General features: G+C 61.4%; 17 protein-coding genes, 2 tRNA genes and 3 rRNA genes. 11 read left to right on the top strand and 11 right to left on the bottom strand.

Features of this window, described 5'->3' with window-relative positions; genetic code table 11:
- Nucleotides 1-257: 257 nt before the first annotated feature.
- The 7 genes from rrf to AABM56_RS23140 all read right to left on the bottom strand — a co-directional run bounded on the left by rrf (nucleotide 258) and on the right by AABM56_RS23140 (nucleotide 7,582).
- Nucleotides 258-373: ribosomal RNA gene (gene rrf / locus AABM56_RS20430) — 5S ribosomal RNA — on the bottom strand.
- A gap of 158 nt (nucleotides 374-531) precedes the next feature.
- Nucleotides 532-3,424, bottom strand: a 23S ribosomal RNA gene (locus AABM56_RS20435).
- A gap of 278 nt (nucleotides 3,425-3,702) precedes the next feature.
- A tRNA-Ala gene (locus AABM56_RS20440) sits at nucleotides 3,703-3,778 on the bottom strand.
- A 6-nt stretch (nucleotides 3,779-3,784) separates the two neighbouring features.
- Nucleotides 3,785-3,861: transfer RNA gene (locus AABM56_RS20445), tRNA-Ile, on the bottom strand.
- A 96-nt stretch (nucleotides 3,862-3,957) separates the two neighbouring features.
- Nucleotides 3,958-5,494 (bottom strand): 16S ribosomal RNA (locus AABM56_RS20450).
- The 16S, 23S and 5S rRNA genes sit together here with 2 tRNA genes alongside, the layout of an rRNA operon.
- 506 nt (nucleotides 5,495-6,000) lie before the next feature.
- Nucleotides 6,001-7,200 (bottom strand): tyrosine--tRNA ligase, encoded by a 1,200-nt coding sequence (tyrS, locus tag AABM56_RS20455; RefSeq protein WP_133863074.1) that lies wholly within the window; start codon nucleotides 7,198-7,200, stop codon nucleotides 6,001-6,003.
- 145 nt (nucleotides 7,201-7,345) lie between these two features.
- Nucleotides 7,346-7,582: a hypothetical protein gene (locus AABM56_RS23140; protein WP_231500985.1), complete on the bottom strand. Its 237-nt coding sequence runs from the start codon at nucleotides 7,580-7,582 to the stop codon at nucleotides 7,346-7,348.
- Between AABM56_RS23140 and AABM56_RS20460 the strand changes: the two genes are divergently transcribed.
- Both AABM56_RS20460 and AABM56_RS20465 read left to right on the top strand, forming a co-directional pair.
- The gene (locus AABM56_RS20460; protein WP_263259634.1) at nucleotides 7,565-8,803 is read left to right on the top strand and encodes a peptidoglycan DD-metalloendopeptidase family protein; all 1,239 of its coding nucleotides are present in this window, start codon (nucleotides 7,565-7,567) and stop codon (nucleotides 8,801-8,803) included. The two genes, AABM56_RS23140 and AABM56_RS20460, sit on opposite strands and share 18 nt — an antisense overlap.
- 1 nt (nucleotide 8,804) lies before the next feature.
- Nucleotides 8,805-9,890, top strand: coding sequence for an anhydro-N-acetylmuramic acid kinase (locus tag AABM56_RS20465; RefSeq protein ID WP_263259635.1), 1,086 nt, complete (start codon nucleotides 8,805-8,807; stop codon nucleotides 9,888-9,890).
- Nucleotides 9,891-9,920: 30 nt separating this feature from the next.
- Here AABM56_RS20465 and erpA read toward each other — a convergent pair whose 3' ends face one another.
- A complete protein-coding gene (gene erpA / locus AABM56_RS20470) occupies nucleotides 9,921-10,271 on the bottom strand; it encodes an iron-sulfur cluster insertion protein ErpA (protein ID WP_007162616.1) in 351 nt (116 codons plus the stop codon).
- A 174-nt stretch (nucleotides 10,272-10,445) separates the two neighbouring features.
- Here erpA and hemJ point away from each other — a divergent pair, with 174 nt between their 5' ends.
- The 4 genes from hemJ to coq7 all read left to right on the top strand — a co-directional run bounded on the left by hemJ (nucleotide 10,446) and on the right by coq7 (nucleotide 12,975).
- Entirely contained in the window at nucleotides 10,446-10,871 is a 426-nt protein-coding gene (gene hemJ, locus AABM56_RS20475) for a protoporphyrinogen oxidase HemJ (RefSeq protein ID WP_058792657.1), read from the top strand.
- 204 nt (nucleotides 10,872-11,075) lie between these two features.
- Nucleotides 11,076-11,864 carry an SDR family oxidoreductase gene (locus tag AABM56_RS20480; protein WP_133863071.1) on the top strand — a complete coding sequence of 263 codons (789 nt, stop codon included), beginning with the start codon at nucleotides 11,076-11,078 and terminating at the stop codon, nucleotides 11,862-11,864.
- Nucleotides 11,865-11,945: 81 nt separating this feature from the next.
- Complete coding sequence (locus tag AABM56_RS20485) at nucleotides 11,946-12,287, top strand: histidine triad nucleotide-binding protein (protein ID WP_059313399.1); 342 nt, start codon at nucleotides 11,946-11,948, stop codon at nucleotides 12,285-12,287.
- A 40-nt stretch (nucleotides 12,288-12,327) separates the two neighbouring features.
- Entirely contained in the window at nucleotides 12,328-12,975 is a 648-nt protein-coding gene (coq7, locus tag AABM56_RS20490) for a 2-polyprenyl-3-methyl-6-methoxy-1,4-benzoquinone monooxygenase (RefSeq protein ID WP_133863070.1), read from the top strand.
- Between the two features lie 60 nt (nucleotides 12,976-13,035).
- Here coq7 and pcaG read toward each other — a convergent pair whose 3' ends face one another.
- The 3 genes from pcaG to pcaQ all read right to left on the bottom strand — a co-directional run bounded on the left by pcaG (nucleotide 13,036) and on the right by pcaQ (nucleotide 15,407).
- Nucleotides 13,036-13,647 (bottom strand): protocatechuate 3,4-dioxygenase subunit alpha, encoded by a 612-nt coding sequence (gene pcaG, locus AABM56_RS20495; RefSeq protein ID WP_133863069.1) that lies wholly within the window; start codon nucleotides 13,645-13,647, stop codon nucleotides 13,036-13,038.
- A 10-nt stretch (nucleotides 13,648-13,657) separates the two neighbouring features.
- The gene (gene pcaH, locus AABM56_RS20500) at nucleotides 13,658-14,383 is read right to left on the bottom strand and encodes a protocatechuate 3,4-dioxygenase subunit beta (RefSeq protein ID WP_133863068.1); all 726 of its coding nucleotides are present in this window, start codon (nucleotides 14,381-14,383) and stop codon (nucleotides 13,658-13,660) included.
- A 100-nt stretch (nucleotides 14,384-14,483) separates the two neighbouring features.
- Entirely contained in the window at nucleotides 14,484-15,407 is a 924-nt protein-coding gene (gene pcaQ / locus AABM56_RS20505) for a pca operon transcription factor PcaQ (RefSeq protein WP_133863067.1), read from the bottom strand.
- Between the two features lie 116 nt (nucleotides 15,408-15,523).
- Here pcaQ and AABM56_RS20510 point away from each other — a divergent pair, with 116 nt between their 5' ends.
- From AABM56_RS20510 to AABM56_RS20530, 5 genes are all read left to right on the top strand, one after another.
- Nucleotides 15,524-16,216: a TetR family transcriptional regulator gene (locus AABM56_RS20510; RefSeq protein ID WP_187980450.1), complete on the top strand. Its 693-nt coding sequence runs from the start codon at nucleotides 15,524-15,526 to the stop codon at nucleotides 16,214-16,216.
- A 97-nt stretch (nucleotides 16,217-16,313) separates the two neighbouring features.
- Entirely contained in the window at nucleotides 16,314-16,814 is a 501-nt protein-coding gene (gene ureE / locus AABM56_RS20515) for an urease accessory protein UreE (RefSeq protein ID WP_133863065.1), read from the top strand.
- A complete protein-coding gene (locus AABM56_RS20520) occupies nucleotides 16,811-17,482 on the top strand; it encodes an urease accessory protein UreF (RefSeq protein ID WP_263259636.1) in 672 nt (223 codons plus the stop codon). The genes ureE and AABM56_RS20520 overlap by 4 nt, the downstream gene beginning before the upstream one ends.
- An 11-nt stretch (nucleotides 17,483-17,493) precedes the next feature.
- The gene (gene ureG / locus AABM56_RS20525; RefSeq protein WP_133863063.1) at nucleotides 17,494-18,108 is read left to right on the top strand and encodes an urease accessory protein UreG; all 615 of its coding nucleotides are present in this window, start codon (nucleotides 17,494-17,496) and stop codon (nucleotides 18,106-18,108) included.
- A gap of 173 nt (nucleotides 18,109-18,281) precedes the next feature.
- Nucleotides 18,282-18,854 carry a HupE/UreJ family protein gene (locus AABM56_RS20530; protein ID WP_347883669.1) on the top strand — a complete coding sequence of 191 codons (573 nt, stop codon included), beginning with the start codon at nucleotides 18,282-18,284 and terminating at the stop codon, nucleotides 18,852-18,854.
- Nucleotides 18,855-18,858: the final 4 nt, after the last annotated feature.

Consider the following 18,858-nt stretch of genomic DNA (forward strand, 5'->3'; position numbering starts at 1 on the left):
TGGGCTCTTGGGCTCTTGCGGACGTAAAGCAGCACCTGCCTAGCAGGCACTGCTCCAACGCCGCCGCGCCCTTTTGGTCCCCTCTCCCCCCGGGAGAGGGCTAGGGTGAGGGCCACCTCAGCGACGCCGCATCAGGCTTCCGCTAGCCGATTATCCGCTCCCAGCACTCAAGCGCCCTGACGCCCGGTCAAACTTTTCCCGCCCCAAAGACAACACCCCCGCCAGAATGAACTGAGCGGGGGTGCTGTATGTTAGGCGCTTGACGATGACCTACTCTCACATGGGGAAACCCCACACTACCATCGGCGATGCATCCTTTCACTTCTGAGTTCGGGAAGGGATCAGGTGGTTCCAATGCTCTATGTTCGTCAAGCAATTCGGTTGGCTGACCAGGCGATAGAGCTGCCTGGCTGGCCCAATTGGGTCTGTGATCGAAGTAGACAACTCGTCTTGGGTCTTGCGAACCCACGCGCCGGTTTTCGGCGTCGTCTTCCACACGCTCTGACCACGGTCAGATTGTTTGGGTGTTATATGGTCAAGCCTCACGGGCAATTAGTATCGGTTAGCTCAACGCCTCACAGCGCTTACACACCCGACCTATCAACGTCGTAGTCTTCGACGGCCCTTCAGGAAGCTCAAGGCTCCAGTGAGATCTCATCTTGAGGCAAGTTTCCCGCTTAGATGCTTTCAGCGGTTATCTCTTCCGAACGTAGCTACCCGGCAATGCCACTGGCGTGACAACCGGAACACCAGAGGTTCGTCCACTCCGGTCCTCTCGTACTAGGAGCAGCCCCTCTCAAATCTCAAACGTCCACGGCAGATAGGGACCGAACTGTCTCACGACGTTCTAAACCCAGCTCGCGTACCACTTTAAATGGCGAACAGCCATACCCTTGGGACCGGCTTCAGCCCCAGGATGTGATGAGCCGACATCGAGGTGCCAAACACCGCCGTCGATATGAACTCTTGGGCGGTATCAGCCTGTTATCCCCGGAGTACCTTTTATCCGTTGAGCGATGGCCCTTCCATACAGAACCACCGGATCACTAAGACCTACTTTCGTACCTGCTCGACGTGTCTGTCTCGCAGTCAAGCGCGCTTTTGCCTTTATACTCTACGACCGATTTCCGACCGGTCTGAGCGCACCTTCGTACTCCTCCGTTACTCTTTAGGAGGAGACCGCCCCAGTCAAACTGCCCACCATACACTGTCCTCGATCCGGATAACGGACCAGAGTTAGAACCTCAAGATTGCCAGGGTGGTATTTCAAGGATGGCTCCACGCAGACTGGCGTCCACGCTTCAAAGCCTCCCACCTATCCTACACAAGCAAGCTCAAAGTCCAGTGCAAAGCTACAGTAAAGGTTCACGGGGTCTTTCCGTCTAGCCGCGGATACACTGCATCTTCACAGCGATTTCAATTTCACTGAGTCTCGGGTGGAGACAGCGCCGCCATCGTTACGCCATTCGTGCAGGTCGGAACTTACCCGACAAGGAATTTCGCTACCTTAGGACCGTTATAGTTACGGCCGCCGTTTACCGGGGCTTCGATCAAGAGCTTCGCTTGCGCTAACCCCATCAATTAACCTTCCGGCACCGGGCAGGCGTCACACCCTATACGTCCACTTTCGTGTTTGCAGAGTGCTGTGTTTTTAATAAACAGTCGCAGCGGCCTGGTATCTTCGACCGGCATGAGCTTACGGGGTAAACCCTTCACCCTCACCGGCGCACCTTCTCCCGAAGTTACGGTGCCATTTTGCCTAGTTCCTTCACCCGAGTTCTCTCAAGCGCCTTGGTATTCTCTACCCGACCACCTGTGTCGGTTTGGGGTACGGTTCCTAGTTACCTGAAGCTTAGAGGCTTTTCCTGGAAGCATGGCATCAACCACTTCTCCTTCTAAAAGAAGGATCGTCATCAGCTCTCGGCCTTAACTGTCCGGATTTACCTAAACAGTCAGCCTACCACCTTAAACTTGGACAACCAACGCCAAGCTGGCCTAGCCTTCTCCGTCCCCCCATCGCAGTAACTAGAAGTACGGGAATATTAACCCGTTTCCCATCGACTACGCCTTTCAGCCTCGCCTTAGGGACCGACTCACCCTGCGTCGATTAACGTTGCGCAGGAACCCTTGGTCTTTCGGCGTGCGAGTTTTTCACTCGCATTGTCGTTACTCATGTCAGCATTCGCACTTCTGATACCTCCAGCAAGCTTCTCAACTCACCTTCACAGGCTTACAGAACGCTCCTCTACCGCATCACCAAAGGTGATACCCGTAGCTTCGGTGCCTGGTTTGAGCCCCGTTACATCTTCCGCGCAGGCCGACTCGACTAGTGAGCTATTACGCTTTCTTTAAAGGGTGGCTGCTTCTAAGCCAACCTCCTAGCTGTCTAAGCCTTCCCACATCGTTTACCACTTAACCAGGACTTTGGGACCTTAGCTGACGGTCTGGGTTGTTTCCCTTTTCACGACGGACGTTAGCACCCGCCGTGTGTCTCCCATGCTCGGCACTTCTGGGTATTCGGAGTTTGCATCGGTTTGGTAAGTCGGGATGACCCCCTAGCCGAAACAGTGCTCTACCCCCCAGAGTGATACATGAGGCGCTACCTAAATAGCTTTCGAGGAGAACCAGCTATCTCCGAGCTTGATTAGCCTTTCACTCCGATCCACAAGTCATCCCCTGCCTTTTCAACGGAAGTGGGTTCGGTCCTCCAGTCAGTGTTACCTAACCTTCAACCTGCTCATGGATAGATCGCCCGGTTTCGGGTCTATTCCCAGCGACTAAACGCCCTATTAAGACTCGCTTTCGCTACGCCTCCCCTATTCGGTTAAGCTCGCCACTGAAAATAAGTCGCTGACCCATTATACAAAAGGTACGCAGTCACCTAACAAAGTAGGCTCCCACTGCTTGTACGCATACGGTTTCAGGTTCTATTTCACTCCCCTCTCCGGGGTTCTTTTCGCCTTTCCCTCACGGTACTGGTTCACTATCGGTCAGTCAGGAGTATTTAGCCTTGGAGGATGGTCCCCCCATATTCAGACAGGGTTTCTCGTGCCCCGTCCTACTCGATTTCATTGATAAGAGCGTTTCGCGTACAGGGCTATCACCCACTATGGCCGCCTTTTCCAAAGCGTTCCGCTACTCTCAAATCAACTTAAGGGCTGGTCCCCGTTCGCTCGCCACTACTAAGGGAATCTCGGTTGATTTCTTTTCCTCAGGGTACTTAGATGTTTCAGTTCCCCTGGTTCGCCTCTTAACCCTATGGATTCAGGTTAAGATACCTAGCTTATGCTAGGTGGGTTTCCCCATTCAGAGATCTCCGGGTCACAGGTCATTTGCCACCTCACCGAAGCTTATCGCAGGCTATCACGTCTTTCATCGCCTCTGACTGCCAAGGCATCCACCGTATGCGCTTCTTCACTTGACCATATAACCCCAAGCAATCTCGCTGGCGTCACAAGGACGCTACCGATCTGCAGGCGTTACATGAGTGAAGACGACATTTCGCCGAAAACTTGCGCTTGAGTTCGCAAGATTTTACCTTGACGACACTAACTGCCAGTGAAAACAGTTAATGCAGTCTACTTCTATCACTTTCCCAATTTTTTAAAGAACAGTTCTGATCAAAGACCAGAAGTCAGGATTCGCGTCGGCGAACACTCACTTCTGAGCTTTTCAAGCAATTGCGTTAGCGGTAGGTGGAGATGGTGGAGCCAAGGAGGATCGAACTCCTGACCTCCTGCGTGCAAGGCAGGCGCTCTCCCAGCTGAGCTATGGCCCCATCGATTGGTGGGTCTGGGCAGATTCGAACTGCCGACCTCACCCTTATCAGGGGTGCGCTCTAACCAACTGAGCTACAGACCCAATCGTCTTACCTTGAGTCTAACTAACTCAATTGCTCTTCTATCAGTGAATCAAGCAATTCGTGTGGGTGCTTGCCAGCAAGCTGACATCTTCGATTAAGGAGGTGATCCAGCCGCAGGTTCCCCTACGGCTACCTTGTTACGACTTCACCCCAGTCATGAATCACTCCGTGGTAACCGTCCTCCCGAAGGTTAGACTAGCTACTTCTGGAGCAACCCACTCCCATGGTGTGACGGGCGGTGTGTACAAGGCCCGGGAACGTATTCACCGTGACGTTCTGATTCACGATTACTAGCGATTCCGACTTCACGCAGTCGAGTTGCAGACTGCGATCCGGACTACGATCGGTTTTATGGGATTAGCTCCACCTCGCGGCTTGGCAACCCTTTGTACCGACCATTGTAGCACGTGTGTAGCCCTGGCCGTAAGGGCCATGATGACTTGACGTCATCCCCACCTTCCTCCGGTTTGTCACCGGCAGTCTCCTTAGAGTGCCCACCATAACGTGCTGGTAACTAAGGACAAGGGTTGCGCTCGTTACGGGACTTAACCCAACATCTCACGACACGAGCTGACGACAGCCATGCAGCACCTGTGTCTGAGTTCCCGAAGGCACCAATCCATCTCTGGAAAGTTCTCAGCATGTCAAGGCCAGGTAAGGTTCTTCGCGTTGCTTCGAATTAAACCACATGCTCCACCGCTTGTGCGGGCCCCCGTCAATTCATTTGAGTTTTAACCTTGCGGCCGTACTCCCCAGGCGGTCAACTTAATGCGTTAGCTGCGCCACTAAGATCTCAAGGATCCCAACGGCTAGTTGACATCGTTTACGGCGTGGACTACCAGGGTATCTAATCCTGTTTGCTCCCCACGCTTTCGCACCTCAGTGTCAGTGTTAGTCCAGGTAGTCGCCTTCGCCACTGGTGTTCCTTCCAATATCTACGCATTTCACCGCTACACTGGAAATTCCACTACCCTCTACCACACTCTAGCCAGACAGTTTTGGATGCAGTTCCCAGGTTGAGCCCGGGGATTTCACATCCAACTTATCAAGCCACCTACGCGCGCTTTACGCCCAGTAATTCCGATTAACGCTTGCACCCTTCGTATTACCGCGGCTGCTGGCACGAAGTTAGCCGGTGCTTATTCTGTCGGTAACGTCAAAACTCACAGGTATTCGCTGTAAGCCCTTCCTCCCAACTTAAAGTGCTTTACGACCCGAGGGCCTTCTTCACACACGCGGCATGGCTGGATCAGGCTTTCGCCCATTGTCCAATATTCCCCACTGCTGCCTCCCGTAGGAGTCTGGACCGTGTCTCAGTTCCAGTGTGACTGATCATCCTCTCAGACCAGTTACGGATCGTCGCCTTGGTAGGCCTTTACCCTACCAACTAGCTAATCCGACCTAGGCTCATCTAATAGCGTGAGGTCCGAAGATCCCCCACTTTCTCCCGTAGGACGTATGCGGTATTAGCGTTCCTTTCGAAACGTTGTCCCCCACTACTAGGCAGATTCCTAGGCATTACTCACCCGTCCGCCGCTGAATCGAGGAGCAAGCTCCTCTCATCCGCTCGACTTGCATGTGTTAGGCCTGCCGCCAGCGTTCAATCTGAGCCATGATCAAACTCTTCAGTTAAGTAGACTGATCGGGTTTTGAGAAAACCCTAAACTTGGCTCAGCAATCGCAAAAAACTCATGAATTCACGAGTTACTTGTGTTGCTGATAATCTTGCGACACCAGACTTATCTCACAAGCACCCACACGAATTGCTTGATTCAACTTGTTAAAGAGCAGTTGGTTGCGACCGTGTCGCTAACCGAGGCGCGCATTCTACGCTGTCCTCACATCCTGTCAAGCGTTGGTTTGAACTTTTTCGTTTCAACTCAACCACTTGCGCTTGCCTGATCGACCTAGCCAATCTCGGCAGCGGGAGGCGAATCCTACAGCATCCTGAGACGCTGTCAACCCCCTCCGCTTCATCTCGTCATCACCCGGAGGTAGCGACCAAACAGCGAAGAATCCGTGGACCCCTCGCCCGGCCCAGACCTAAGTGCTTGATTTTCAAGCCGCTTCAGCGTCTGCGCCGGAAGTGGGGCGCATTATAGGGGAGTTTCAGGACAGGTCAACAGGTTATTTCAAATTTATTGCTGAAGGACACTGATGCGAGCAAAGGCCTTCTTGCCGGCCTGACATATATAGGTACGGCCGATCTCGAACAGGAAGCCGCGATCGACCACCTCGCCATCCACCTTGACGCTACCCGCGGCCAGCAGATCGCGGGCTGCCGCAGCGTTCTTCACCAGCCCGGCCTTGTTGAGGACGGCAGCGACCGGCAGCGCCGCATCGGTTTCCAGCTCGACTTCCGGCAGGTCTTCCGGCAGCTCGCCATCCTTCATGCGGTTACCTGCGGAGCGGTGGGCGGTCTGGGCGGCTTCTTCCCCGTGGAAGCGCGCGACGATCTCTTCGGCCAGCTTGATCTTGATGTCGCGGGGATTGGCGCCCTGCTCCACATCGCTACGGAACTGGGCGATCTCTTCCAGGCTGCGGAAACTGAGCAGCTCGAAGTAACGCCACATGAGGGTGTCGGGAATGGACACCAGCTTGTTGTACATGACCCCCGGCGCTTCCTGTATCCCAACGTAGTTGCCCAAGGACTTGGACATCTTCTTCACGCCATCCAGACCTTCGAGCAGCGGCATGGTGAGGATGCACTGGGCTTCCTGGCCGTAGGCACGCTGCAGTTCGCGGCCCATGAGCAGGTTGAATTTCTGGTCGGTACCACCCAGCTCGACATCGGCGCGCAGGGCAACGGAGTCATAGCCTTGAACCAGCGGATAGAGGAATTCATGGATGGCAATGGGCTGGTTGCCCGCGTATCTCTTGCTGAAGTCGTCGCGCTCGAGCATGCGCGCCACGGTGTACTGGGAAGACAGGCGAATGAAGTCGGCCGGCGACAGCTGATCCATCCAGGTGGCATTGAAGGCCACTTCGGTACGCGCCGGATCAAGGATCTTGAATACCTGGGCCTTGTAGGTCTCGGCATTCTCCAGCACCTGCTCGCGGGTCAGCGGTGGGCGGGTGGCGCTCTTGCCACTGGGGTCGCCGATCATGCCGGTGAAGTCGCCGATCAGGAAGATGACCTGATGGCCCAGCTCCTGGAACTGGCGCAGCTTGTTGATCAGCACGGTGTGGCCGAGGTGCAGATCCGGAGCGGTCGGATCGAAGCCTGCCTTGATGCGCAGCGGGGTGCCGCGCTCCAGTTTTGTTACAAGCTCTGACTCGACGAGCAGCTCATCTGCTCCACGCTTGATGACCGCCAGCTGCTCCTGGACCGTTTTCATGGGGCTTCGCCTCTGAATTTCGAAAGCGTGAACCTTAGCAAGATGCCCCTAGTAGCCGCCAGCCGGCACGTCGGATCACCACCCCAAAGGGTTGTGACAGCCAGATTTTGATTATATTTTAGGCAGTTATTCACTTCTTTTAACGTCAGATCATCACTTTAGCTAAATGACGAAGCCAATCCCCAAAAGTCCGTTCTACCCCAAAAGCCACCTCGTGGCCGCCAGCGGGGTGGCCGCACTCTTGAGTCTGGCCTTGCTCGTGTTTCCCTCTCAGCAGGTCGAGGCGAAACGCACTTCCATCAATCTGGATGTTGAACAGGACGCCCGGCGCGTCGTGCAGGGTCAGGATGACCTGAAGGAGCAAGTGCTCGCAGATACTCAAGCCGCGGACACCCAGTCCCCCTCCCCCTTTGCCCAGGTAGCCCCGGAGCAGACGGAAGCCCAGACCGCCGAGGAAGCGCCTGCCGAAGAAGAGGTTGCCGCCACGGAACGCGTCGAGCCGCAGTGGAAGACCGAAACCGTGCGCAAGGGCGACACCCTCTCGACGCTGTTCGAGCGGGCCGGCCTTGCCGCTGCCGTGGTGCACGAGGTACTGGCCAGCAGCAAGGAAGCCAAGAAGCTGACTCGCCTGCGGGTGGGCCAGAAGATCGAATTCCAGCGTGATACTTCGGGTGACCTGCTGGCGGTGCGCACCAAGCTCACCGCGTTGCAGACACTGTCGCTGGTCAAGTCCGACCAGGGCTACGAGGTCGAGCACAAGACCGTCACCCCGGACATCCGCAAGGCCTATGCCCAGGGCCGGATCAGCAGTTCGCTGTTCGCCTCGGCGCAAAAGGCCGGGCTGTCCCATGACATGACCATGGCGCTGGCCACCATCTTCGGCTACGACATCGACTTCGCGCTGGACATCCAGGAAGGCGACGAATTCGAGGTGGTCTACGAGGACAAGGTGGTCAACGGCAGGCACGTCGGCTACGGCAACATCCTGGCCGCTCGCTTCGTCAACAAGGGCAAGGCCTACACGGCCGTGCGCTACACCGCCAAGAACGGCACCACCAACTACTACACGGCGGAAGGCGGCAGCATGCGCAAGGCCTTCATCCGTACCCCGGTGGAGTTCTCGCGCATCAGCTCGCGCTTCACCATGGGCCGCTTCCACCCGGTGCTGAACAAGATGCGCGCACACAAGGGCGTCGACTATGCCGCGCCCACTGGTACGCCGATCCATGCCACCGGCGATGGCAAGATCGCCAAGGCCGGTCGCGAGAATGGCTACGGCAACGTGGTGATGATCCAGCATGGCAAGACCTACACCACCGTCTATGGCCACATGAGCCGGATCGCCAAGGGCATGCAGGCCGGCGCCTCGGTGAAGCAGGGCCAGGTGATCGGCTACGTGGGCATGACGGGCCTGGCGACTGGTCCGCACCTGCACTATGAATTCCGCATCAACGGCAACCACGTCGATCCGCTCGGGGTGAAGCTGCCCATGGCCGATCCCATCGCCAAGAACGAGATTTCGCGGTTCCTGGCGCAGAGCCAGCCGCTCATGGCCCGCATGGACCAGGAACGTGCCTCTCTGCTCGCGATGAACAAGCGCTGAGATGGAGCGCTACCTGGGGGTAATGTCCGGCACCAGTCTGGATGGACTGGATATTGCCCTGATCGAACAGGACGAGCGGACCCGTTTCGTCGCCGCCCTGGGCGTGCCCATGCCGGACGCGCTACGCCAGGAGCTGCTGGCGCTGTGCGCGCCCGGCGACAACGAGATCGAGCGCATTGCCCGGGCCGAACAGGCCTGGGTCAGGCTGGCCGCCCAGGGTATCGCCGAGTTGCTGGCCCAGCAGGGACTGACCTCCGCGGATATCCGCGCCGTGGGTAGCCACGGCCAGACCATCCGCCATCTGCCGGCACAGGGCTACACCCTGCAGATCGGCGATGCCGCCCTGCTGGCCGAGTTGAGCGGTATCGACGTGGTCGCCGACTTTCGCCGCCGCGACCTGGCCGCCGGGGGTCAGGGCGCGCCCCTGGTCCCGGCCTTCCATGCCGATCTCTTCGGTCTGGATCGCCCGCGTGCGGTACTCAATATCGGAGGCTTCAGCAACGTGACCCTGCTGGCGCCGGGTCTGCCGGTACGGGGCTTCGATTGCGGACCGGGCAATGTGTTGCTGGATGCCTGGACCCACCACAGCCAGGGACGACTCTTCGATGCCGATGGCGCCTGGGCGGCGCAGGGGCAGGTCGTGCCGGCGCTGCTGCAACGGCTGCTGAGCGATCCCTTCTTCATGAAGAGCGGACCGAAGAGCACCGGGCGCGAGCACTTCAATCTGCCCTGGCTACAGGGACAGCTCGCCCAGCAGGAGGCACTGGATCCGGCGGATGTGCAGGCCACCCTGGCCGAGCTGAGCGCTCGCAGCATCGCCGAGAGCATCCTGGCCGCCCAGGCGGTGGACGAGGTGCTGGTCTGTGGCGGCGGGGCACACAACCGTGACCTGATGGCGCGTCTGGCCAGGCGGCTGGCACCAGCCGTGGTGCAGAGCACCGCGGCCTATGACGTCTCGCCGGACTGGCTGGAAGCCACGGCCTTTGCCTGGCTGGCCCAGCGCTTCTGCGAGCGCCTGCCCGGCAACTGCCCGGAAGTCACCGGCGCCCGTGGCCTTCGCGTGCTGGGCGCGCTCTACCCGCACTAGCCAGCGCGCCGGGCCGAAGGGACTGCCGGGTCAGATGGAGAAGGACTGACCGCAGCCACAGGTAGTGGCGGCGTTGGGGTTCTTGATGACGAAGCGCGAGCCCTCCAGGCCTTCCTGGTAGTCCACCTCGGCGCCGGCCAGGTACTGGAAGCTCATGGGATCCACCACCAGGTGCACACCATCGCGCTCGATGACGGTGTCGTCATCGGCGGAGTCTTCATCAAAGGTGAAGCCGTACTGGAAACCCGAGCAGCCGCCACCCGTAACGAAGACGCGCAGCTTCAGGCGGGGATTGCCCTCTTCCTCGATCAGATTCTTCACCTTGCTGGCCGCGCCCAGGGTGAACTGCAGGGGGGTCGGGGTGAAGGTTTCAATGGTCATTGCCGTAGTCTCCCGGCTTGCGCCGAACACAATTCAGTCCGGAAATTATCCGCTTGCCCGAGCAAAACGGTCAACTATTGCGCGACCATGGGCTGCCAGCCGAGACGACCGGAGTGAATGACTTGCCGGCAGCGCCACTCTAATATCGCGCCGCCCGATAAGGAGAACGCCCCGATGCTCTATCTATGGTTGAAAGCCTTCCACCTGATTGCCCTGGTCTGCTGGTTCGCCGGTCTGTTCTATCTGCCGCGCCTGTTCGTCTATCACGCCCAGAGCAGCGACGCCGTGAGCCACGAGCGCTTCTGCCTGATGGAGCGCAAGCTGTATCGCGGCATCATGCTGCCGGCGATGATCCTCACGCTGCTGTTCGGCATCGGCCTGCTGGTGATCAATCCGAGCTGGCTGACCCAGGGCTGGATGCACACCAAGCTGGCGCTGGTGGTGGTGCTGATCGGCTATCACCATGTCTGCGGCGCCATGCGCAAGAGATTCGAGCGCGGCGAGAACAAGCGCAGTCATGTGTTCTACCGCTGGTTCAACGAGGTGCCGGTACTGGTGCTCATCGCCATCGTGATCCTGGTGGTGGTCAAACCCTACTAGGCTCTGTAAGAAAAGTGCCTGCGCTCGGCAATGCTGCGTTAGAAATCAGCTCGGAATGCTCATTTACCACTCGTAAACTTGTTCGCGAGCCCGGTCCGCTTCCTTGCCGATTTTTGCCTTGCCTGACCTTCGCTCGGCGACTTTTCGTACAGACCCTCACCCGGCAGATCCGCCGGCGACCGGCGTTTTCCTGGAGAAAGCAGTATGCAGCGTTATGCCCTGGTAACCGGTGCCTCGTGCGGGATCGGCCTGGCCCTGGCCGAGGCCCTGGCAAGACGGGGTCAGCCGCTGATCCTGCTGGCGCGGCGCAAGGACAAGCTGGAAAGCATCGCCGCCGAACTGGCCCAGCGCTTCGACGTGGAGGTGCTGTACCGGGTCTGCGACCTGGCGGAGCCGCTGCACCTGACCGGTCTGCTGCACGAGCTGGAGCAGAGCGAGAGAGCCATCGGCCTGCTGGTGAATTGCGCCGGGATCGGCAGCGGCGGGGATTTTCTCGCCGCCGACTGGCCGCGGGTGCAGGAGCAGCTGGAGCTGAACATCCTGGCGCTCACCCGCCTGTGCCATGCCCTGGGCCAGCACATGGCGATCCAGGGTGGCGGTCAGATTCTCAATGTCGCCTCGACCGCGGCCTTCCAGCCCATTCCCTACATGAGCAGCTATGCGGCGACCAAGGCCTATGTGCTGCACTTTTCCGAGGGCCTGCGCGAGGAGCTCAAGAAGCGCGGCGTGTCGGTGTCGGTGCTCTGCCCCGGGCCGACCCGTACCGCCTTCTTCAAGAATGCCGGGCTGCACACCGGGCGCATGGAGCAAGGCAAGCTGCTGATGTCCGCCGAGGAGGTGGCCCTGGCCGCGGTGCGCGGGTTGGAAAGGCGCCAGGCGGTGATCGTCCCGGGCTGGCGCAATCGCCTGGGCAGCCTGTTGCCGCGCTTCTTCCCCCGCGCCCTGGTGCGTTCGGCCGCGGTGCGGGTCGGCAAACTCTTTCAACCCGCGTAAGGGTGATCCCGCCAGTCGAACCTGCCGGTGGGCGGTAGCCGCTGGTACACTCAAGGTCTATTCAGCCAGCAGGAGATCGACGTGGATTGTCTGTTCTGCAAGATCGTCGCCGGGGACATTCCGGCCAAGGTGCTCTACGAGGATGATCAGGTCATGGCCTTCCATGACATCGCCCCGCAGGCGCCCGTGCACTTTCTGGTCATCCCCAAGAAGCACATCGCGACCCTGCACGACCTCAGCGAGGCCAATGACAAGCAGCTCGCCGGCCATATCCTCTTCACCGCCCAGCGCCTGGCGCAGGAGCAGGGCTGCGAAGAAGGCTTCCGCGTCGCGATGAATTGCAACGCCCTGGGGGGCCAGACGGTCTATCACATCCATATGCATGTGCTGGGCAAGCGGCAGATGACCTGGCCTCCGGGCTGAGCCACGTTCTCTCCTCCCTTCGCCCGCCAAGGAGATCACCTTGAGATCCAAGCGCCTCTACTCCCCCCTCGATCGATTGCTGATCCAGGCCGATACCGCTCTGCGTACCCTGACGCCCTTCAGTGGCGCTCCCACGCGCAGCTCGCCGGCCATTCCACTCAAGGATGCCGAGCTGAGCGACGAGGAACGCCGTCACGCGGCCGGCCTCATGCGCATCAACCACACCGGCGAGGTCTGCGCCCAGGCGCTGTACCAGGGTCAGGCGCTGACTGCCAAGTTGCCGGAAGTCCGGGAGGAAATGGAGCGTTCGGCAGACGAAGAGATTGATCACCTGGCCTGGTGCGAGCAGCGCATCCGCGCCCTGGGTGAGCGCCCCAGCCTGCTCAATCCGCTGTTCTATGGGCTGTCCTTCGGGATCGGCGCCGGTGCCGGACTGATCAGCGATCGCCTGAGTCTGGGCTTCGTCGCCGCCACCGAGGATCAGGTCTGCCGCCATCTGGACGAGCACCTGGACAAGCTGCCGGCAGCCGACGCCAAGTCCCGTGCGGTGCTGGAACAGATGCGTATCGACGAGGAGCAACACGCCGAGCACGCCCTGGCGGCCGGTGGCTGGCGCTTTCCCACGCCGGTCAAATACGGCATGAGCCTGGTGTCCAAGGTGATGACCAAGACCACCTACCGCATCTGACCTGCGGTTGGCGCCTACGAAAAAGCCCTGCCTCGGCAGGGCTTTTTGCTGTCTGCAACGCTAGATATCGAAGAAGACGGTTTCCTGCGGACCCTGCAGATGGATGTCGAAGCGATAGGCCAGGCAGCCATCGATCTCGCAACGGCGCGCCAGCAGCGTGGGGCGGCGCTCCGGTTCCGGCAGGTTGTAGACCGGGCAGCGGGCATTGGCCTCGGCTTCATCGTCGAAGTAGAGGCGGGTCTGCAGATGGATGTTGATGCCGCGGGCGAACAGGGTGACGTTGATGTGCGGCGCCATGGGCTGGCCGCGCTGGTCAGCGACCTGGCCGGGCTTGATGGTGTACAGCGTCCAGTCACCGGCGTCGAAGGTGGTGGCGGTACGACCGAAGCCGTTGAAGGCCTTTTCCACGTCGTAGACCGGGTCGTACTGACCCTCGTGGTCGGCCTGCCAGAACTCCAGGAAGGAATCGCGCACCAGGTTGCCGTTGCCGTCGAACACCTGGCCGGTGAGCAGGATGTGCTCGCCGGGGGCATCGGGCTTGGCCAGCTCGTTCCAGATCTCGACCGCGCGGGTGGGATTGCCGGCGGCGGCCAGGGCCAGGCCGATATGCACATAGGGGCCGGCGGTCTGGGAGGGGGTTTCCGGCAGCAGGTCGTGGCGGTTGGGGGTCATGTCGGCGTCCTCAGTGATGTTCGAAGAACGTCTGCCGCGCGCCGCGGGTGACGATGTCGAAGCGATAGGCCAGGCAGTCCATGGGATTGGCCATGCTCATGTCCAGGCGGGCGATGAGGGTCTGCACCGCGTCAGGATCGGCGATGGACTTGACGATGGGGCACAGCGGAATTAGCGGATCACCCTCGAAATAGAGCTGGGTGATCAGCCGGGTGGCGATGGCCGGGCCCATGACCGAGACATGGATGTGCGCCGGCCGCCAGTCGTTGCTGCCGTTGCGCCAGGGATAGGGACCCGGGCGGACGGTGCGGAAGACGTAGTTGCCCTGGCTGTCGGTACGGGTGCGGCCGACGCCACCGAAGTTGGGATCGAGCGGCGCCAGGTAGACGTCGTTCTTGTGCCGGTAGCGGCCGCCGGCGTTGGCCTGCCAGATCTCCACCAGGGAATTGGGTACCGGCTTGCCGAACTGGTCACGCAGGGTGCCGAACAGGATGATGCGTTCGCCCTGGGGCAATTGACCGGTGCCGAAGTTGAGCAGCAGGTCGTTGTCGTGCGGCCCGAGCGGCAGCCGCGAGAAATCCGGGCCGCTGCGCTCGGAAGCGGTCTGGTGCTGCAGACTGACCAGCGCCTGGCGCGGCGAGCGGGGAATCGAGGATTTGTAGGTGGGCGTATAGGCCTGGGGATGCCAGGTTCGATCACGGGCGACGTAGCGAACGTCGTGGGGCTTGTTATGCATTGGAATGCTCCACGGAAGGATCGGGGCCAAGGGCTGGCTGATCCCAGTGTGGCCCAGGGCGGCGCCTGGCTGAATTGAAAGCTGCGCCCTGACCCATAACCTAATGGTTAAGTGTCAACTCCCCGGCTACCTCGCGCAGGACATCGCAAAATCTCTGGGTGGCCAGCGACAGGGACACGCTGCCGTTGCGGCAGATGCCGACCGAGCCGCCGGCTTCGCGGACGCCAAGTTCCACCTCGATCAACTCGCCGCTGGCCAGGTCGCGACGTACCGCATCCCGCGGGGCGATCCACAGCGCCTCGCTCTGGCGGACATACTGGCGGCTGAGGGTCGGCGACAGGGTTTCCAGCCGCTGGGGACTGAGCGGAATGCCGCATTGCACGAAGAGACTCTCGGCGTGGCGGCGGATGGTGGTACCGGGCAACGGCAGCACCAGGGGATAGCGCGCCAGGGTCGCCAGGTCCGCTGGCAGCGCCTGGCTCAGCGGATGCCCCGGACGGACCACCAGGGTCAGGGCCTCGGTATAGAGGTGCTCGAAGTCGAGGCCGTGGATGTCGGGGCTGTCGGTCATGCGACCGACCACCAGATCCAGATCGCCGACACGCAACTGCCCCAGCAGGTAGGCGCTGGGACCGGTGGCGACGTTGACGATCAATTGCCGATGCCGCTCGTGCAGCCGCGCCAGGACCTCGGGCAGCACCTGGCTTTCCACCGTCGACAGGACCCCGACCCGTACCAGGCCACCGGCCTCGCCGCCGCGCACCAGCTCCATTCCCTCACGCAGGGCCTGGACGCAGGGACCGGCATGGCGCAGGAACAGCAGGCCGGCCTCGGTGAGGGTCACCTCGCCCTTGCCACGCTCGAACAGGCGCACCTCGAGAATCTCCTCGAGTTCGCGGATGGTCTTGGAAATGGCCGGCTGGGACACGGCGATGGCATCGGCCGCCTTGGCGAAGCTGCGCTGCTGGGCGATCTCCAGGAAACACAGCAGATGCCGGAATTTGATGCGGTTGTCGAGATTCATGACGCTCTCAAGGCAAGGCTCGGGCCAGAGACTACCACCCGGCGGTCGTGGAAAACCCTTGGAGTCAGCAGGGGCATCCTTTGCTACAGTGCCGCCTTCTCTTCCGGAATCTCTCCATGTCGATCCGTGCCCAGCAGAAGCTGCAAACGCGCCAGGCGCTGCTGGAATCGGCGCGCCTGCTGATGAACAGCGGCCGCGGCTTCGGCAGTCTCAGCCTGCGCGAGGTGAGTCGCCAGGCCGGCATCGTCCCGGCGGGCTTCTATCGCCACTTCAGCGACATGGAAACCTTCGGCCTGGCCCTGGTGGCCGAGGTGGGCGACACCTTCCGCGACGCCCTGCGCCAGGTGCGTCATCACGAATTGCAGCAGCGCGGCATGATCGAGGCCTCGGTGGAGATCTTTCTCGGCGCCGTGAGCGACAACCGCGATCAGTTCCTCTTTCTCGCCCGTGAGCAATACGGCGGCTCCCAGGCCGTGCGCCAGGCCATCGCCGAGTTGCGCCAGCGCATCACCCAGGACCTGGCCCGCGACCTGCTCGCCCTGGGTCGGCTGCCCCATCTGAGTCCGTCGCAGATCGATGTCCTGGCCGACCTGGTGGTGAAGACGGTGTTCGCCACCCTGCCGGAGCTGATCGATCCGCCGCCGCTGACCACACCGCCACCGCTGTGGCCGGCGGCGAAGATGGTGCAGCAACTCAAGCTGATCCTGATCGGTAGCAAGCACTGGCGGCGCGGCGAGCGCACCAATGCCCCAAAGGAGGGCGTCGCCCTGCTAGCCGATGCAATGGCGCACCAAATAAGAGCAACCTGATTGCCAGGTCAACTTTCAGCGCCCCAGAACCAGGCGACTTGCGCGCCTTGGCAGGCCCCTTGCTGTAGAGCTGGGCAAAACTGCCAAGAGTCCTGCCATGCTGGTCGTCCAAAGCCGCTGCGCACCCCGGGATACCTGGGACGCCGAACTCCACCTCACCTACGACGCCCGCAGCAAGAGTCGCCTGAGAGCCACCACCATCGCTGGCGAAGACGTCGGCCTGTTCCTCGAACGCGGACAACCGCCGCTGGCCGATGGCGACTGTCTGGAAGCCCGCGATGGCCGCATCGTGCGCATCGTCGCCCGGCCGGAAAAACTGCTGCATGTGACCTGCGCCAGCGCCTTCGAACTGACCCGCGCCGCCTACCACCTGGGCAATCGCCACGTCGCCCTGCAGATCGGTGACGGCTGGCTGCGGCTGCTGGACGACTATGTGCTCAAGGCCATGCTGGAGCAGCTCGGCGCCCGGGTCAGCGAGATCGAGGCCGGCTTCCAGCCCGAGCACGGCGCCTACGGCGGCGGTCACCATCACTCGCGCCATGGTGAGGAAGGCTTCAACTACGCACCCAAGCTGCACCACTTCGGCGTGCGCACGTGAATTCGCCCTTCGCCCTGCTGCGCCTGGCCAGTCCCCAGCTGCCGATTGGCGGCTACAGCTATTCCCAGGGACTGGAACTGGCCATCGACAGCGGCCTGATCCGCAGTGCGGTGGAGGCCGAAACCTGGCTGCGTGACAGCCTCGAACTCAATCTCGCCCGCTTCGAGGCGCCGCTGCTGCTGGCACATTGCCAAGCCGCCGCGGAGGGCGACTGGACTCGCCTGGGCGCACTGGCCCTGCGTCACCGTGCCAGTCGCGAGACCGCGGAATTCCAGCTGGAAAGTCGCCAGACCGGCTATTCCCTGGCGCAGCTGCTGCTCGGACTGCCGGAACTGGATGACGCCAGCCGCCGTCTGCTCGGCGAGCTGGCCCCGACCTTCGCCCTGGGTTGGGCGCTGGCCGCCCGGGCCTGGGCCATCGCCCCCCGGGCCGCCCTGGACGCCTGGCTGTGGACCTGGCTGGAAAATCAGCTGGCGGTACTGATGAAAACCCTGCCGCTGGGCCAGCAAGCCGCCCAGCGCCTCACCTCCCTTCTGCTGCCGACCCTGACCGCCGTGGCCGAGCAGGCCGCGGCCCTGCCCGAAGCGACCTGGGGCGGCGCCCCCTTCGGCCTGGCCCTCAGCAGCATGGCCCACGAGCGGCAGTACAGCCGCCTGTTCCGTTCCTAGGAGATCTCCTGATGACTACCCAACCCCTGCGCGTCGGTATCGGCGGACCGGTCGGCTCCGGCAAGACCGCCCTCACCCTGGCCCTCTGCCGCGCCCTGCGCGAGCGCTACAACCTGGCGGTGGTGACCAACGACATCTACACCCGCGAGGACGCCGATTTCCTGGTGCGCAACGAAGCCCTGGCGCCCGAGCGCATCCTGGGTGTGGAAACCGGCGGCTGTCCGCACACCGCCATCCGCGAAGACGCCTCCATCAACCTGGAAGCGGTGGATCAGCTCAACCGCCGCTTTCCCGGCCTGGACCTGATCCTGGTGGAGTCCGGCGGCGACAACCTGTCCGCTACCTTCAGCCCGGAGCTGTCCGACCTGACCCTCTACGTCATCGACGTCTCGGCCGGCGACAAGCTGCCGCGCAAGGGTGGCCCCGGCATCTGCAAGTCGGATCTGCTGGTGATCAACAAGATCGACCTGGCGGAACAGGTCGGCGCCTCCCTGGAGGTGATGGATCGCGACACCCGCAAGATGCGCGGCGACAAGCCCTTCGTCTTCAGCAATCAGAAGACCGGTCTGGGCCTGGAAGAGATCATCGCCTTCATCGAGAAGCAGGGTCTGCTGACCGCCACCTAGGAACCTGCTCACGACCTCGCGAGCTAGAGACAAACAAGGCGAAAAGGCCTGAGGAAGCGGAGTTTACAAATGGTAAATGAGCATTCCGAAGGACTTTTCAACGCCGTTTGGCCGACGCGCAGCAGGTCGTGAGCAGGTTCTGAGTCCAGGATTTCATCACTCAAGGAGCCCCCATGAAACACGCCAAGATCCTCGCCACCGCCGCCCTGCTGCTCGCCCCGGCCCTGGCCTTTGCCCATCCGGGTCATGCCGAGAATGGCCTGGCCGCCGGGGTGCTGCACCCCCTGACCGGTCTCGACCACCTGCTGGCCATGCTCGCCGTGGGTCTCTGGGCCGCCCAGCAGCAGGGCAAGGCGCGCCTGGCGCTGCCCTGCACCTTTGTCGGCACCATGCTGATCGGCGGCCTGCTGGGCTTCACCGGGCTGGAGCTGCCCTTGCTGGAGACCGGCATCGCCGCCTCGGTGCTGGCGCTGGGCCTGCTGATGGCCCTGGCCGCCCGTCCGCCGGTGGCCGCCGCCGTCGGCCTGACCGCCGCCTTCGCGCTGTTCCATGGCGTGGCCCATGGTCTGGAGCTGCCGGAGATGGGCAATCCCTGGGCCTATGCCCTGGGCTTCGTCGCCGCCACCGCCACCCTGCATGGCTTGGGCTATGCCGTGGTGCGCTACCTGCCCCAGGCGGCCACACCGCTGGTGCGACTGGCCGGCGTCGCCACCGCTGTGGCCGGGGGCTGGCTGCTCGCCGCCTGATCCG

Origin of the sequence: Pseudomonas aestiva (assembly GCF_039908605.1) — a bacterium.
GTDB classification, from domain to species: domain Bacteria; phylum Pseudomonadota; class Gammaproteobacteria; order Pseudomonadales; family Pseudomonadaceae; genus Chryseomonas; species Chryseomonas aestiva.